8 protein-coding genes and 1 tRNA gene are annotated in these 15,271 nt (G+C 38.7%); 2 read left to right on the top strand and 7 right to left on the bottom strand.

What is annotated here, in order from left to right:
• The first annotated feature begins 10 nt into the window (after positions 1 to 10).
• The gene (locus tag BFL47_RS10570; RefSeq protein WP_069659758.1) at positions 11 to 2,362 is read left to right on the top strand and encodes a mechanosensitive ion channel family protein; all 2,352 of its coding nucleotides are present in this window, start codon (positions 11 to 13) and stop codon (positions 2,360 to 2,362) included.
• A gap of 275 nt (positions 2,363 to 2,637) precedes the next feature.
• Here BFL47_RS10570 and BFL47_RS10575 read toward each other — a convergent pair.
• From BFL47_RS10575 to BFL47_RS10590, 4 genes are all read right to left on the bottom strand, one after another.
• Positions 2,638 to 2,714, bottom strand: a tRNA-Ala gene (locus tag BFL47_RS10575).
• Between the two features lie 323 nt (positions 2,715 to 3,037).
• Positions 3,038 to 4,210 carry a glycoside hydrolase 100 family protein gene (locus tag BFL47_RS10580; protein WP_069659759.1) on the bottom strand — a complete coding sequence of 391 codons (1,173 nt, stop codon included), beginning with the start codon at positions 4,208 to 4,210 and terminating at the stop codon, positions 3,038 to 3,040.
• Between the two features lie 10 nt (positions 4,211 to 4,220).
• Positions 4,221 to 5,363, bottom strand: coding sequence for a glycosyltransferase family 4 protein (locus tag BFL47_RS10585; RefSeq protein ID WP_069659760.1), 1,143 nt, complete (start codon positions 5,361 to 5,363; stop codon positions 4,221 to 4,223).
• A complete protein-coding gene (locus BFL47_RS10590; protein ID WP_069659761.1) occupies positions 5,341 to 5,994 on the bottom strand; it encodes a PIG-L deacetylase family protein in 654 nt (217 codons plus the stop codon). Before BFL47_RS10590 ends, BFL47_RS10585 begins: the two co-directional genes overlap by 23 nt.
• Before the next feature lie 331 nt (positions 5,995 to 6,325).
• Between BFL47_RS10590 and BFL47_RS10595 the strand changes: the two genes are divergently transcribed.
• Positions 6,326 to 10,624, top strand: coding sequence for a hybrid sensor histidine kinase/response regulator (locus BFL47_RS10595; RefSeq protein ID WP_083257118.1), 4,299 nt, complete (start codon positions 6,326 to 6,328; stop codon positions 10,622 to 10,624).
• An 84-nt stretch (positions 10,625 to 10,708) separates the two neighbouring features.
• On the opposite strand, the gene BFL47_RS10600 is transcribed toward BFL47_RS10595, so the two are convergent.
• The 3 genes from BFL47_RS10600 to BFL47_RS10610 form a co-directional block, all read right to left on the bottom strand.
• Positions 10,709 to 11,101, bottom strand: a complete 393-nt coding sequence (locus BFL47_RS10600; protein WP_245681349.1) for a pyridoxamine 5'-phosphate oxidase family protein — start codon at positions 11,099 to 11,101, stop codon at positions 10,709 to 10,711.
• A gap of 167 nt (positions 11,102 to 11,268) precedes the next feature.
• On the bottom strand, positions 11,269 to 13,200 hold the full coding sequence (locus BFL47_RS10605) for a DUF3857 domain-containing protein (RefSeq protein ID WP_069659763.1): 1,932 nt from the start codon (positions 13,198 to 13,200) through the stop codon (positions 11,269 to 11,271).
• Positions 13,201 to 13,202: 2 nt separating this feature from the next.
• A complete protein-coding gene (locus tag BFL47_RS10610; protein WP_069659764.1) occupies positions 13,203 to 15,170 on the bottom strand; it encodes a DUF3857 domain-containing protein in 1,968 nt (655 codons plus the stop codon).
• Between the last annotated feature and the right edge of the window lie 101 nt (positions 15,171 to 15,271).

Raw genomic sequence — 15,271 nt, forward strand, 5'->3', positions numbered from 1 at the left:
TTAATGTACTATGTTACTTCTTTTAAATTTAAAATACAGCTATAAACTTTGTGCCGGGCATCTTATTCTTCTGTTTTTTTTAACGACTCAGGCTTTCGGACAAAGGGCTGCATCTTCTTCGACCGACTCCATTCAGCAGATCCCGGATACACTATTAATCCGCATTGAACGGGCACAATCTACAATCAATCAGATAAATAGCGCTAATGAGGGAAGCTTTCAAACGGGAACAATAATAAAAGATCTGCCCGAAGTACAGCAAAACATAGAAGAGATCAGGCAGGATATCCTCCATTCAGGGAAACTACCTGATGCCAGAACGTTGCTTAGTTATCAGGTCCTGTTAAAAGATCATCAAATTCTTTTAGGGAACTGGAAAAAAACACTGACTAATTACAATGTTACTTTACAAAAGTATTCCTCGCAATTAGTTGTATTCAGTAGTGATTCGCTTTTATCAAACACCACACGTGATACTACCCAAAAGAGACTTTATGGAACGGAACTAACAAATCTTCGGTTAAGACTTCAAGAATCGGGCCTAACGACCACTGCAAATCTGGATAGTATAGGTACTCTCCTGGCATCCGTATCCGGCTTATACTTTTCGACAAATGAACTTCAAAGCGTCATTATAGACCGGCTACGTCAATCTGGGAAAACCTCCTTTGGCAGGGAATCTCCCTATATATGGTCTGCCTCAAAACAATCCGAAAAGGAAAGCTTAAGTACCATGTTATCTGATGCCTGGTCTGGACAAAACAGGGCACTTCGTTATTTTCTTTCCAGCTCATGGGACAACCGGACACTGCTCCTATTATTAGGTTTAATTTTCTTTGTATGGGTTTACAGAAACTATAAAAAAGCATCACAGCCACCGATAAATGAACAACTCTCCGATTTAAGACTTGATTTCATCAATCCGGTACCACTGCTTTCAAGCGTTATATTTTTACTTAACCTCGCTCCCCTATTTGATCCTGATTCGCCATCACTCTACTTTGAGATCATTGAGTTTTTACTCCTGATCACTTTGACCATATTCTTTAGGAAACACTGGAAAAAGGAACAGTACTACATCTGGCTTGTGATTGTATTGATCTATATTATCACTGTTTTGACCAATGCGGTAATGAACCAGGGCCTTCTGCTGCGTTTATGGCTCATCGCACTTAATATAGTTTCCATTTATTTCGGCTTGCATTTTTATCGGGAAATCAGGAATGTGCTATTATTAAAAAGCTTTATTAAGCCAGTATCCATACTTTACATAGGACTTCATATCTTATCAATCGTATTTAATGTATTTGGTAGAATAAGTGTTTCAACCACTTTAAGCCTCACTGCAATTGTTGGCTTAACACAAATCATAGCACTTTCAGCATTTGTACAAATCCTAACGGAAGCGACAGATCTTCAAATTAAAATAACATCCTGTTCCAATAGTTTATTTGCCAGGATTAATCTACAGCGGATCAGATCAACTGTTAAGGAAGGATTAACCGTTATTGCAGTCCTGATTTGGAGTATTGTATTCGTAATCAACCTGAACATCTCAGGAATATTATATGAGTTCATTTCGGGCGTATTCACGCAAACAAGGACCTTTGGAAGCGTTAAATTCACGATTGGAAACATTTTGCTATTTGGGCTGATCCTTTATCTTGCTAACCTGTTCCAGAAATATACAGGTATTCTTTTTGGAGATGAAAATGCCACGTTTGGCAATCAGACCGAGCGTAAGAGCTCTAAGCTCCTGCTTATTAGACTAGTTATCTTTGTTGTCGGATTTCTATTAGCCATCACAGCTTCCGGCTTTTCGTTGGATAAACTGACGGTAATCATTGGAGCTTTAGGAGTAGGTATTGGTTTGGGGATGCAGAATATTGTTAACAACTTTGTCTCCGGGATCATATTGATCTTTGAAAAGCCTTTTCAGATTGGTGACTTTATCGAGCTTGCCGATAAAAAAGGAAGAGTAAAAGATATTGGAATCCGCTCCAGTAAATTATTGACGCCACAGGGCTCTATAATCATTGTACCCAACGGTGATTTACTCTCTGGAAGGTTGGTTAACTGGACGCTGAGCAATAGTTTTGTTAAAACAGAAATTACCTTTAAGATCGCTTCAGAGTCTAACCTCGAATTAGTTCAAACTATAATCAAGGAAGAAGCTCAAAAAGCGGAATATACTTTACCTAATAGCACGCCTGAAACATTCTTTAATTCATTTGCTGGCGATACGGTAGAACTTAAGTTAGAGTTGTGGATCAACAATATTTATAATGAGAGTAGCTTTAAAAGCAATTTACTTCATGCAATCTATAAACGACTAAAAGAAAACGAGATAAAAATGTTATAAGACTGTATTGAACTGGCCAACTGTAATATCTGAGTCTTCTATTGTTTTGTCATTTATTATGTGTGTGTGCGTTTACGAAAGTATTCTTTGGTTGTTATCCAGCTCAAAAGGCGTCATTGCTTGACCCGATAGAAGCGTTACGGTATGAGTAGAGAATTAGAAGGATAAATATTTATTCGTTTTTTTATTTATGCGATACCTAAAGTGTCACCCTTTTTATTATTGAGCATAAAAAAGCCCTCTATGCTATATAGAAGGCTGATTTATATTTTAAGTGGTGGAGAATATCGGAGTCGAACCGATGACCTCTTGCATGCCATGCAAACGCTCTAGCCAGCTGAGCTAATCCCCCTTATTGCGTTGCAAATATAGAATATTAATGCAGTTCTTCAATAAAATATAAAATACTAGCAGAAATTCTTTATTACACTCATAGAACAATACAACATCACAGTCTATTTGAGATGAGCAATGAAATTCCACTCAAAAGACAGTCCTACTAACTAAATTGACATTTTATTAAACACAACGACCCTTCTTCTTTATTAATATTAAAAATTTAAACACCTCTTATTCATCCTATGATTTAAATTTAAAAAGAACCGCTCATAATTAATTATGAAGCGGTTTCTTTTGTTTTAACAAACATTTATACTTAACCAAATATTATCCTGTTTAATGCGTCCTCATTTCATCAAAAAAAGGCGTTTCCTCATCTTCCACGCACTTTACAGCATATAAATAAAGCGCAGCAGACCAAGTTTGCCAATCCTGCCCATGTGTAGTTCCATCCTGAGCCTTGTGCCATTCATTAAAGCCGAATTCAAGATCTTCATTCTGAGAAAGAGTGATTAAATCAGTAAGTATAAACAACTTTTTACGGGCAAGATCAAACCTGCCGGCTGCTACTAAAGCACTGATATAGAACCCCTCAATAAATGGCCAGATCCCACCATTATGGTAATCACCAGGTTTATTAAACCCTTCATACCTAGGCATCCAATCCGGATCTTCAGGACGGGTAAAAGGAAAAAAATTAGGTGGTAAATCAACAACTAAATCACCACTTTTCTTCATTGCGGCACACTCATCCTCTATCCATGTGATCATTTCATTTGCACGTGTAACCGTTGCCAGTCCCGATAAGATCGCAATACTATTTCCCAACAGATCAAAGCTTTCACTATTGTACACCTTATAAGCCCAAAATGCAAAATAAGGTTTATGTTTTACTACAAAACCTTCAATCGCATGATGATTTTGCGTACTACTAGAAATAGTAAAACGCTTCATGTCGTGCCTGACCCGGTCTGCACGATCATGAATCCCAAACATACGCAGATAACTATATACCAGCGTATTTACATATAAGCCATAACCTAACACCCATTGTTCATCTCGCCAGTCGCTAGTAGGCAATTGCGCAACCAAAAAACGATCCGAAGGACTCTGGTATTCCATCCAGGTCATTGCAAGCTGAACGGCCTCTTCCAAAAAGTCCTGCTCTCCGGTAGCCTGCCTGAAGATCCCAACAGCCAATAAAAATAAAGGTGTGCTATCACTGGAGCCACGATCTTCACGGTCATGCACCAAAGAGGTAATATGGCCCTTTTCAGTCTGGTTTTTTGCCAGCACTTTCAACGTTTTGCGCATGCTATCCATCAGTGGTTGACTTCCAGATGTGGCAATACCTAAAATAGAGAGCATCAAATCCCTGGTATATGGTTCCGGATATCCCCATCCGGCAGTACGTGGCAATCCATGAAAGGGACCATGGGCATTATGCAATAATACTTCAATAGCCGCCTTTCTTGCTTTTTCTACTTGTGCCCAATCCTGTGTTTTCATTTTAATTGAATTAACTGATTCCTAATTTTTCGGTTACCAACTTAACAAATCTTTCGGCCACTAAGCGGTAATCAAAATTAGCAGTCACACGTTCCCTTCCTGCCGCACCCATACGCAAACGTAGGTTCGGGTCTTTCATTAAAATCAATAAATCATCCCTGATGTCATTTACATCAGCACGGTAATCCACTGTCCTAGGTTCATTAAAAACAACTCTTCTACCTTCTAAACCACTTGCTTTATCACAAATAGTAACCTCAGCGATTTGGATCCTTTCTGCTACTTTAGCCAATAAAGCTGTTTCGCCATGAACTAAAGTATCAAGCATGCCCATTGCTTTAATGCTGATCACCGGTTTTCCACATGCACCCGCTTCTACTTGTGGCATACCAAACCCTTCCAGGCGTGAGGGTGCAGCATAGATATCGCAGGCCGATAAAAGATAAGGAGTAAACGCTCGGGAAACAATATTGGTGGCATAGATCACCTTATCGGCAATACCTAGTTCTTCGGCAAGCTCCATGTCGGCACGATTCTGACTTTCTGTACGGGGTTGAGGCCATACTTTGCAAACATAACGCCAATCTGGAACTGAGTCATCCAATTGGGCTAATGCCTGCATCACCTCACGGGCACCCTTTGAAGCTGCATCACCTCCTATGGTCAGTATCATCAGCTGATCAGGTTTAATACCTAGTTCTTCCCTGATGTCAAGTACCTTAGGATCATTCCTTTCATAAGGGATAAAGGTATCAGTATCGCAACCAACGGGTAATACTTCAATGTTATCCGGACTTATCCCATCACGGACATACATTTCTTTTACCCAGTTTGAAGTAACCAGTATCAGGGGAAGTTCATTTAGCACATCCTGATAATTTGCAATATATCCATCGGCAACTAACCATGGGACGGCCATCATACCAAATTTCTGAGGATGAAGTACCAAATCAGGCGTATGTCCCCAGTACCCCACTCCTGTTACTACATCCGGCTTAAACCACAAATAGTACCATTCTTTTTCTATGTCAGATGCGACATTACACGCATGGGCATCTATACCCAATTTCAATAATCCTTTGTATAATAAGTCACCCTGTGTTGCCAGCCCTCCTGGGGTTGGTGGATAATCATATAACACTAATACTTTCATTGTTTTCTTGGCTTTTGAGCCAGTTAAGCGCCTTACCTGAATCGGTAAATTGCCAGAATGCCTCATCTTTCGGTGTAGACTGAGACTCCCATGTATCCTTGCCATAGCCATATATCTTGGTCATGATATCATACTTGTGCCGCCAGATATCCGCAGCTAAAGGGAAATAAAGATCGGCGTTTTTGATAGGGGTAGGAAAATATAGCCGGTTACCATCTTCAAAGGCGAAAACCCAAAGTTCAGGAGCTTTAATTTTACCTGCATTCCACAGGTTAATTACCGCCCTGCTCACCTCTGCATGGCGTATATGACTAGTATATTCGCCTTTAGGATGATGTGAAATAATAAGGTCATAATTCATTGCAGGTAATAAACTCATTAAGGTATGTTCCACATCGTTCACATTGAGAGGGAACTGTTCCGGACCATCGTTAAGATCGCCCATTATACCTTCTGCATTCAGCTCCTTTAGTACCCTGCTAAACTTAGGAGCACGATCTGGATCGCTTTTCCTGCAAAGACTAACAATAAAACAGCGCCATTCCGGATGGTTAAGGATGGTTCCGCCTGCCCATAGTGTTTCATCATCTGGATGAGCTACTATAATGGCAATTTGTTTGTAACTGTCCATTTCATATATAACTAAAGGATAGCCATTTTGTTACACTTTTTCTCATTTTAATTTACATTTGGATTAAGAATAGCAAGACAGGTTCTAAATAATCCAGCAATCTTTATTCGATACCTCCCCAAATAATAAAGGACAGTATATGGCATGAAGTAACTGAATAAAAACTAGTAAAATAACAGGTTCTTATACAATTGAATGATGACCTTATCAATTAAAATGTTCAAATTTGATATATAGGCAACTTTGTGTCTCTGTTTTTAGTATAAACAGATATCGCTAAAGCGTTATGGACCGTTTACCATTTTATTAATTACGCTTTAAATATCTAGCAATGGCCCATTTAATGCATTCCTTTAAATTTTTATTTTGTGTTATTGTACTCGGATTCTTTTCGACATCGTTATCCTACAGTCAGCAAAAGATAAAATTCACTCATCTGACAACTGATAATGGACTATCGCAAAGCACAGTACAAGCGATAGTAAAAGATAAGTATGGATTTATGTGGTTTGGTACCGAAGATGGACTTAACAGGTACGATGGATATCATTTCACAGTGTATAGAAATGATCCAAAAGATTCCCACAGCATAAGTGATAACAGCATCACATCGTTATTTGAAGACAAATACGGAACATTATGGATAGGTACCAATGGAGGATTAAATAGATACGACAAGGATAAAGATGCCTTCTTTCATTATAATATAGCGGGCCGTAAGGGATCTATAGACAGCAAATCTGTAACATGCATCTACGAGGATCATAAAGGAAATTTATGGATTGGCAGTTACAATGGTTTGTATACATTAGACAGGCGCCAGAACCGTTTTACTTCCTATTATTCAAACCCCAATGATCCTAACAGCTTAATCAATAAACATGTCAGCGCCATCGTAGAGGATAACAACAAAAATCTTTGGGTTGCTACCACTAAAGGATTGCATATTTTAACTCCCGGAACCAGACAGTTTAGTGTTTTTTTGCACAATGATAAGGTGTCAGGTTCTCTGTCTGACAATCAAGTGACTGGCTTAACTAAGGATTACCGCGGAAACTTATGGATTGGAACAAAAGGAGGTGGTCTTAACCGTTACAATCCGGCTACGCGCAATTTTACAGTTTATAAGGTATCTGCTACAGGAAATAAAACCATAAGCAGCAACACTATTTTTTCGGTTACCGCATCAAAGAATAACTTATGGGTAGGAACTGAGAACGGAATAGATCATTTAAATATCCGCACGGGAAATTTTACGCTTTACCGTAATAATTTGGATGACATGAACAGTATTATGGCTGGTTCTATACGTGCGGTATTTATCGACAATAATGACGCATTATGGGTATCTACCTTTTCTGGTGGCATAAACAAGTATGACAGAAATTTGCCCTTGTTTGATATATACCGAAATAAAGGACGTAACCAAAACACAGGAGTAAGCCATAGGGTTGTTGCAAGTTTTGAAGAGAGCGCACATGGGAACATCTGGATAGGCACCGATGGTGGGGGGTTAAATCTTTTTGACATCAAAACGGGTATCTTCAAAATTTACCTGCATGATCGTAATAAACTAAACAGTATTTCTTCTAATTCAGCATTGACTTTGTTGCGCCACAAAAACAGTGACCAACTATGGATTGGCACATACGGAGGTGGTTTAGATCGTTTTGATCCAGTAACTAATAAATTCACACACTATCCTAAAGGAGATGGGCCAGGTCAGTTAAGTGATGATCATGTCTACGCTTTAATGGAAGACCGTAAAGGCAACTTATGGATAGGAACGAACGAAGGCGGAATAAATGTACTTAACCTAAAGACTGGTAAAATCACCCGTTACCAGGAAGACCCGCAAAATCCGAACAATCCACACGCATTAACAAAAAATGTGATTCGCGCTTTTTATGAAGCGGCAGATGGAAAGGTATGGATAGCCACTTACGATGGTGGTATCTGTATATTTAATCCGGCTGATACTACTTTTAAACGTTTAAATAATGCGAATAGTAAACTAACCAATAACATCGTATACAGTATTTTGGGTGATAGAAAAGGACAAATATGGGTAGGCACTATGGGTGGGGGGTTGAATCTATGGAATCCAAAAACCAGGCAGTTCAGCGCATATACTGTAAAAAATGGACTAAGCAACAACGTCATTAACAGTATTACGGAAGATAGACAAGGCTTTTTATGGCTGAATACTAATAATGGATTAAGTAGGTTTAACCTTCAAAATCACACCTTTACCAATTACGGTCCCGATAACAATTTGCAAAGCCGTGAGTTTTTTTTTCATTCTTCGTTTTGCAGTAGTACTGGACAAATGTATTTTGGCGGCGTTAAGGGATTTAATTCGATCAACCCAACATCCCTTATACGTAATAAGCATATTCCACCGGTATTAATAACCGATTTTCAGTTGTTTAACAAGTCCGTTTGGGTAGGCACAAAAAATTCGCCGCTAAAAAGATCTATAGTGGACACAAAAGAGATAACGCTCGACCATAAACAAGCAGTAATAACGTTTGAATATGCAGCGCTGAACTACACCTCTCCGGAAAAGAACACCTATGCCTATATGCTGGAAGGTTTTGATAAAACCTGGAACTACGTAGGAGATCAACATAAAGCAACCTATACCAACCTTGACCCCGGTGAATATACTTTCAGAGTAAAAGCTGCTAACAATGATGGTGTTTGGAACACAAAGGGAGCTAGCTTGAAGGTCAACATAAAACCTCCTTATTGGGAAACATGGTGGTTTAGGGTTCTTACACTTATAATCATTTTATCAAGTATTTATTTATGGTACAAGAGCCGCGTGTATAGCATACATCGGCAAAAACGACTTTTAGAAAAACAAGTGGCTGAACGCACCATGGAAGTTAATCAGCAGGCAACAAACCTTCAGGAACTCAACATGGAACTTCAGGAGCAGTCAGAAGAGTTGCAGGCGCAGTCTGAGGAGTTGCAGTCCCTTAACGAAGGGCTAATGAATCAGTCGGACGAACTGCACTCGATTAACGATGAACTTTCAAGACAACGTGAGTTTGAACACCAGGCACGAGCAGAAGCTGAACGTGCTAACCAGGCCAAGAGCATCTTTTTAGCTACTATGAGTCATGAGATTCGCACGCCAATGAACGGGGTTATAGGCATGGCCTCCCTCCTTAATGAAACAACACTTGACGAAGAGCAGAAAGAGTACACACAAACCATAATGAGCAGCGGTGAAGCATTGTTGAATGTAATCAATGATATACTTGACTTTTCAAAGATAGAATCGGGTAAATTGGACCTGGACTTGCATGATTTTGATTTGAGGACCTGTGTTGAGGAAGTACTTGATCTGTTTGCTGCTAAAGCGGCGCAAGCTGATCTTGACCTATTGTACCAGATGGATTACCGCCTGCCTGTTCAGATAGAGGGTGATAGCGTGCGGCTACGCCAGGTTCTGATTAACTTGTTAGGCAATTCCATGAAGTTTACGCCCAATGGCGAGATCTTTTTAGGGGTGACCCTTCTCAGCCAAGGTCCTGATAATATGATAGAACTTGGGTTTGAGGTAAGGGATACAGGTATTGGCATCCCTAAAGAAAAATTGAACAAACTGTTTGAGGCCTTTTCTCAAGTTGATTCCTCTACTACACGTAAATATGGAGGAACCGGACTAGGCCTTGCCATTTGCGAACGTTTAGTGAGTTTAATGGGAGGCCACATCAATGTTACCAGTCAACCTGATGTAGGTACAACTTTTACTTTCCAAATAAAAGTGAAAACTAGTGAACAGCAAAAACCATTGTTTGCCCAAATCAACATGTCAGCCGTTGAAGGCAAGAAAATTTTAATAGTAGATGATAATCAAACCAACCGACGGATTTTAGAACTCCAGTTAGAACAATGGAAATTAAAGCCAATAATGGCTCCCGGCGGAAAAGAAGCGCTACGATTAATAGAAAACGGTCATTCATTTGAATTGCTAATAAGCGACATGCAAATGCCCGATATGGATGGTGTTCAATTTTCTACACTTGTAAAAGAGAAATATCCAGAGATGCCTATCATTTTGTTAAGTTCTATAGGCGACGAAACCAGAACAAAATATCCGGAGCTCTTTAACGCTGTGTTGACCAAGCCTGTAAAACAACAACACCTTAGCCGTACCATTTTAATGGCTTTACAGCAGCAGGTGCAGCATTCTGGGCAGGAGCAAAACGCACAGGTGTTGTTAAGTAAGGATTTTGCTAAAAACAACCCGCTAAAAATTCTAATTGCCGAAGATAACAAGACCAACCAGATGCTGATCATAAAGATTTTAGACCGGTTGGGCTACAGTTCAGCACTAGCAAATACAGGTGTTGAAGTGATAAGAATGTTGGACAAAGAACATTACGATCTTATATTGATGGATGTGCAAATGCCTGAAATGGACGGCCTGGAAGCTTCCCGCTATATCAGGCATCATTATGCCAAACAACCTTATATCATCGCACTTACTGCTAATGCAATGATTGAGGACCGCGAAGCCTGCTTCAGCGCTGGCATGAATAATTATATCTCAAAGCCCCTAAAACTTGAATCGCTTATTAAGCTATTGCAGGAAGCGGCTGATGCCAGTAGGTAATATCCTATTACGAAAATTTAAATCATTAAAAAAGCCCTGTTGAACCACGCTCAACAAGGCTTTTTGCTTATAACTCCAACCCTACTATTCCATCTCCAGCTTTCCTTCAATTGAATCATCGTGAGTTGGATTCCAAAGTTCTTTAATCTTTTCTTTATCCGTACTTACTTCTGCGATCCCATAAACATTCAAAAAATCAGAATAGGACGATCCCTGAAACAACAAGTGAACAAAGGGGTCGCGACTAATTTCTTCGTTTTTCTTACTGCCATTAGAGCTTAAAAAACAGAAATTTCCTTCATCGTCTACTTTCAACACCGACATAGGACGAGTTAAAAAAGGGATCCCGGTCTTGATGTTAGAACAAAAGAAACAACTGTTAGCATTTTCAGCCAGTGTTTTCATCTTTTTTGCAGCGTCACTGCCTGCTAAGTTTTCAAAATTATCTTCAGGCTGTTGTTGATTGATGCTATCCATAATAAAAATTAACTAATCATAAGTAAATGCAAGATGTCGTTAATTTAGAATGCCCGATTCCAATTGATATAAAACCTTAGGCAATTCGCCACGCTTAACAACAACTCTTTATTTTAGATTTAAATATTCTATTATTTCAATCTCTTACATCATCCTGGAACCTGTTCTTAGATTCTGTTGACAATAATCTTTTTATTCATTGACTTTGAGATAAGATCCATGAACTCCTGCATTTCCTTATACTTACCTGCCGGTATCACATGTTTGTTCAGCTTAAAAACGCTGACACAAGTGATTTTATTTTTAGTCTTATCCAGAGAATAACTGGCATTAAAACTTCCATAAGAAAACTGAATAGAAACAGTCGCTGGTACAGATTCCACCTCGAAATTCGATGCAAAACCAAATTCAGTAGTATTCTTTTTAATACAAGGCATAGAGAAATAAACATCAGATTTCCTATGTTCAAGCACAGGAAAGGTAGTCTTCCAAAGGTCAAGCAATCTTGGCCGGTAAAAAAATTTCTTTCCCGTATTCATGTCACTCAATTTCTCATATTCAAGATGAAGATCTGTAGTCCGCACTCCCTCCACATCGCTTAGCTCCGTAATGGAAAAAACATCAGGTTGTTTCAATTTTAAACTGGAAATCAGCCGCTCCTTCTGTTCATCAATCTTTTCACTGGAAAGATCAACGAATGAATCCCGATACCCTCCAGTAGTTTTTAATCGGATACTAGCTTTCGCAAAGCCCATAGAATCGATTAGGACCTCCGCTTCTGTGTCAAAAACATGATCTTCCATTCTACTAGCCGGCGTACGGACCAACTCCCCTCCTGATTCAGTAATCAACAACCCTTTTCTATTTTCAGTGAAGGTTCCTAACTTGCCAAATTGAGCCGTTGAGCTTGTACATTCCAGCCACACCGAATCCTTTGCAAAAGGGATACAAAGAATAACATGGTTAAAAGGGGAACATACAAAATCATTATCAGCAGGCATCTTATTATCCCCTGCGTTTATTAAAGTATAATATGAACGGATGCCAGCTGCCTTTAAAACACTGTACATATAATTGGCTAATGCTTTACAATCCCCATATTTTTTCTCATCAACAAAGCTCGCAGGAAATGGCCTTAACCCTCCAATACCCAACTGAATACTTACATAACGCATATTCTTTTGCATGCTTTCATATAAAAAGCGAGCCTTTCCCTTATCTGTAGGCAAATGAGCTACTGACTGCTTAATCTCTTCTACCCGTTTCGGCGACAAGTCACAAACCTCCTTATTAAGCGTTTGTTGCCATAAACCAAAGCCCTTCCAAGAACTAAAATCACCAGCTTGATTATAGTATTCTATTTTATCCGTTGCAAATGAAATGGATGGAAGTACTGCCCAGCTTTCACAATCCTCCTCCAATTTTTGTGCTTTTAAGTTATTCACTTTCCAGGTATACACCTCCATCCCCTCTTTTAAAGATTTCTCAGGCTTTAAATGAATATTCCTTTCCTTAAAACGAAAACCTAAACCCGGACTAACGATAATCTGATACGTAGCCTGTTGTACAGCTGTCTCTACTGGTTGAATATCCCAATCCGAAAGATCCAGGTAACCATTTAAAGAATACTCATAGCTCATCTCAATCGTAACAGGGTAAGCGGTTACCGTATGACTGGCTATCAGCATTCTACTATCAGATATGATAGAAATGCCATCAACAGCAGACCGGTCATACATATCACTTTTCTTATATCTTTTAATAAGAGCCCCCGAAGCGTCATAAACGATCATTTCTGGATTATTTACAGTAGAAAATTTCCTATCATATGACATCACCGTCATGGCCTCATCTTCCGCCTTTTGATTCAGGATGGTCAGAATCCTATGCGATTTCCATACTACTTTTCCCGGATTTATTATTTCTATTCGGGTATCATCTAAACGAATCACAGAATTAGCATCCTTTTTCAAAGAATCAGGAATGTTTGCTGCTATATAATAATCAGCTGCAGCAGTTTTTTTCTGTGCGGAAACAAACAAAGGAAAAATGAAAGCAAAACAGAATATCACATGCCAAGCCGATCTTAAAGTCCTCATCCTTAAATCTTTTTAAGAACAATCTGCTCATTCCACATATCGAACATCTGTTTATAAAACTGGCGCAGCTCAGGATACTCTTCAGGAGTGAAAATACTTTTTTTGAATTCAATAAGGTAACGCACGAAAATTTTATTATCCTGCTCTGCAATAACTCTTTTAAAAGAAATACTACGGTCTGTCATCAATAGCGTAAGTGATTTAGGCAGTACATCAGCTTTAAATCCGCTGGGAATAGAATATGCACCTGTAACATTATATTGGTCCCTGAAGCCCATATCGATCATTGTCTTTCTATTTTCGTTAAGAAAGGGATTCTTCTTCATGGAGCAAAAAAGATTAGGAGTAAAAAATATATAGTTATCATCAGATCCACTTATATCCACATCAAAATTAAAATGCTGTTTCACATATAACGAATCGCTGTGATTGTCTTCTGTTTGCAAACTATCTACCTTGATTGTATTGTTGCTATTTATAAAGTAGTCCTTTTCTTTTGCTTCCCCATCTTTAAGGAGACGCTTGATCACTTCAGATCGATGATAGGTGGTATAATGCAAGTTTGCCATTCCTGTCATTTTTCCGTCTGGTTTGATATCCGCAACCAGGTTTATATATTCCATAGATGGAACGTCTGTGGAAATAAACATCGTTTGGCTATTTTTCCGATCTTTATCCAACAGCAAGCCAAAATTATTCAACAAATTTGAGGGTATAACATTGTACTGGTTTGATTTTTCGGTTGCATCAAGAAGATAATATCGGGTGCTATCAATTGGAATATGGATGGCTGTCCGGTTAAATTGATAAAGCCAGGGGAAAGACAAAAAAACTTTTCCATTGCTACGGGTACTCACAATCATTGGTGAGGCCTCCTTTACACCAGATTGAACCAGTAGCCGATACAAAATTAAGTTCACTTCAGTGGAATTACCCGCTTTTTTTTGCCATGCTTTCGCAATTCCATCGTTCGTATACCAGCTGTCATAGCTGTTCCATTTCATCTGATCCCTTACCGTATTAAACAGGTAAGCAATTTTTTCATTCTGACTCTTCATTGCTACGGCCTTGGCTATAATCTCCTGTTCGCCCTCAAGCTTCTTTTTAAACTGAAGACCAAAATCTTCATCTTCTCCAAGCATCACTCCAATCTTTCCCCAGGTATTACTGGCCGATGTAATAAACCCTCCTACCGGTCTGATCTCTGATAGCTGATGTGCAATTGATTGCAAATTATCTGATTCGCAAGTCATAAACGATTCATCAGGAATGGAAGGAACATCTTTTAACGCCAGTGTTTTCACATTCTTAGTATAGTTAATAGCTTGTCCATCATACAGGTAGGTTCCGTTTTCTAAACTACTCAGATTTTTAAAGAAAGCCTGTTGAACTCTGATAAGAGGTTTATATATAAAAATATCAGGAATGGAAGTGCTTAATTCACTATAACCTACTGGAATGTTGCTTTGAAATCGCCATGAAGGAAAATTACCAATGGAACTGGTTTGCAAGGTGTATCTGTACTCGATAACAGAACCCGCCTGCACATCGGGCATACTAAATACAATAGCGGAACGATATTTATCTATTTGTTCGGTAAATTTCTGATCGTTATTTAATTTAGTTATCACAATCTTACCATCTTTTAGATTGATGGTCTGCGCCTGAACGCTTATTAATTTTTCATATCCTTTTAAAGAATAAAATTCAATCCGGATATTTCCTTTATCTTTTGATTTTTCATTAAAAATCTTTATGCGCCTGTGACGATCCATTATGATATCGAATTTATCATCAAAATAAACTCGTCCCTTATCAAAAAGAACCATCGCATTGGCGTCCTTTTCGAATGGACATTCTTTTAGGTCCATGGAAGCCTGATCGACTTTTCCATAGGGCTGGATGACATTTTGTGCTTGAGCTAGCTGCAGCGAGAAACAAACAAATGATAAGGAAAGAAACATTTTCATTTAGATAAAGTTAGGTGATCTAAATGTATGCAAATTGTCAACAAAAGAAAAAAATAATATTTAATTATTTATCATTGTTGTCCGATAAAAATAAACGGACT

Source organism: Arcticibacter eurypsychrophilus (assembly GCF_001730525.1).
Classification (GTDB): Bacteria; Bacteroidota; Bacteroidia; order Sphingobacteriales; family Sphingobacteriaceae; genus Arcticibacter; species Arcticibacter eurypsychrophilus.

What these genes read in the sequence shown, in the direction of transcription:
- BFL47_RS10570 (WP_069659758.1), top strand. Translation starts at nt 11, where the DNA reads ATGTTACTTCTTTTAAATTTAAAATACAGCTATAAACTTTGTGCCGGG.
- BFL47_RS10580 (WP_069659759.1), bottom strand. Translation starts at nt 4,210, where the DNA reads ATGAAAACACAGGATTGGGCACAAGTAGAAAAAGCAAGAAAGGCGGCT.
- BFL47_RS10585 (WP_069659760.1), bottom strand. Translation starts at nt 5,363, where the DNA reads ATGAAAGTATTAGTGTTATATGATTATCCACCAACCCCAGGAGGGCTG.
- BFL47_RS10590 (WP_069659761.1), bottom strand. Translation starts at nt 5,994, where the DNA reads ATGGACAGTTACAAACAAATTGCCATTATAGTAGCTCATCCAGATGAT.
- BFL47_RS10595 (WP_083257118.1), top strand. Translation starts at nt 6,326, where the DNA reads ATGGCCCATTTAATGCATTCCTTTAAATTTTTATTTTGTGTTATTGTA.
- BFL47_RS10600 (WP_245681349.1), bottom strand. Translation starts at nt 11,101, where the DNA reads ATGGATAGCATCAATCAACAACAGCCTGAAGATAATTTTGAAAACTTA.
- BFL47_RS10605 (WP_069659763.1), bottom strand. Translation starts at nt 13,200, where the DNA reads ATGAGGACTTTAAGATCGGCTTGGCATGTGATATTCTGTTTTGCTTTC.
- BFL47_RS10610 (WP_069659764.1), bottom strand. Translation starts at nt 15,170, where the DNA reads ATGAAAATGTTTCTTTCCTTATCATTTGTTTGTTTCTCGCTGCAGCTA.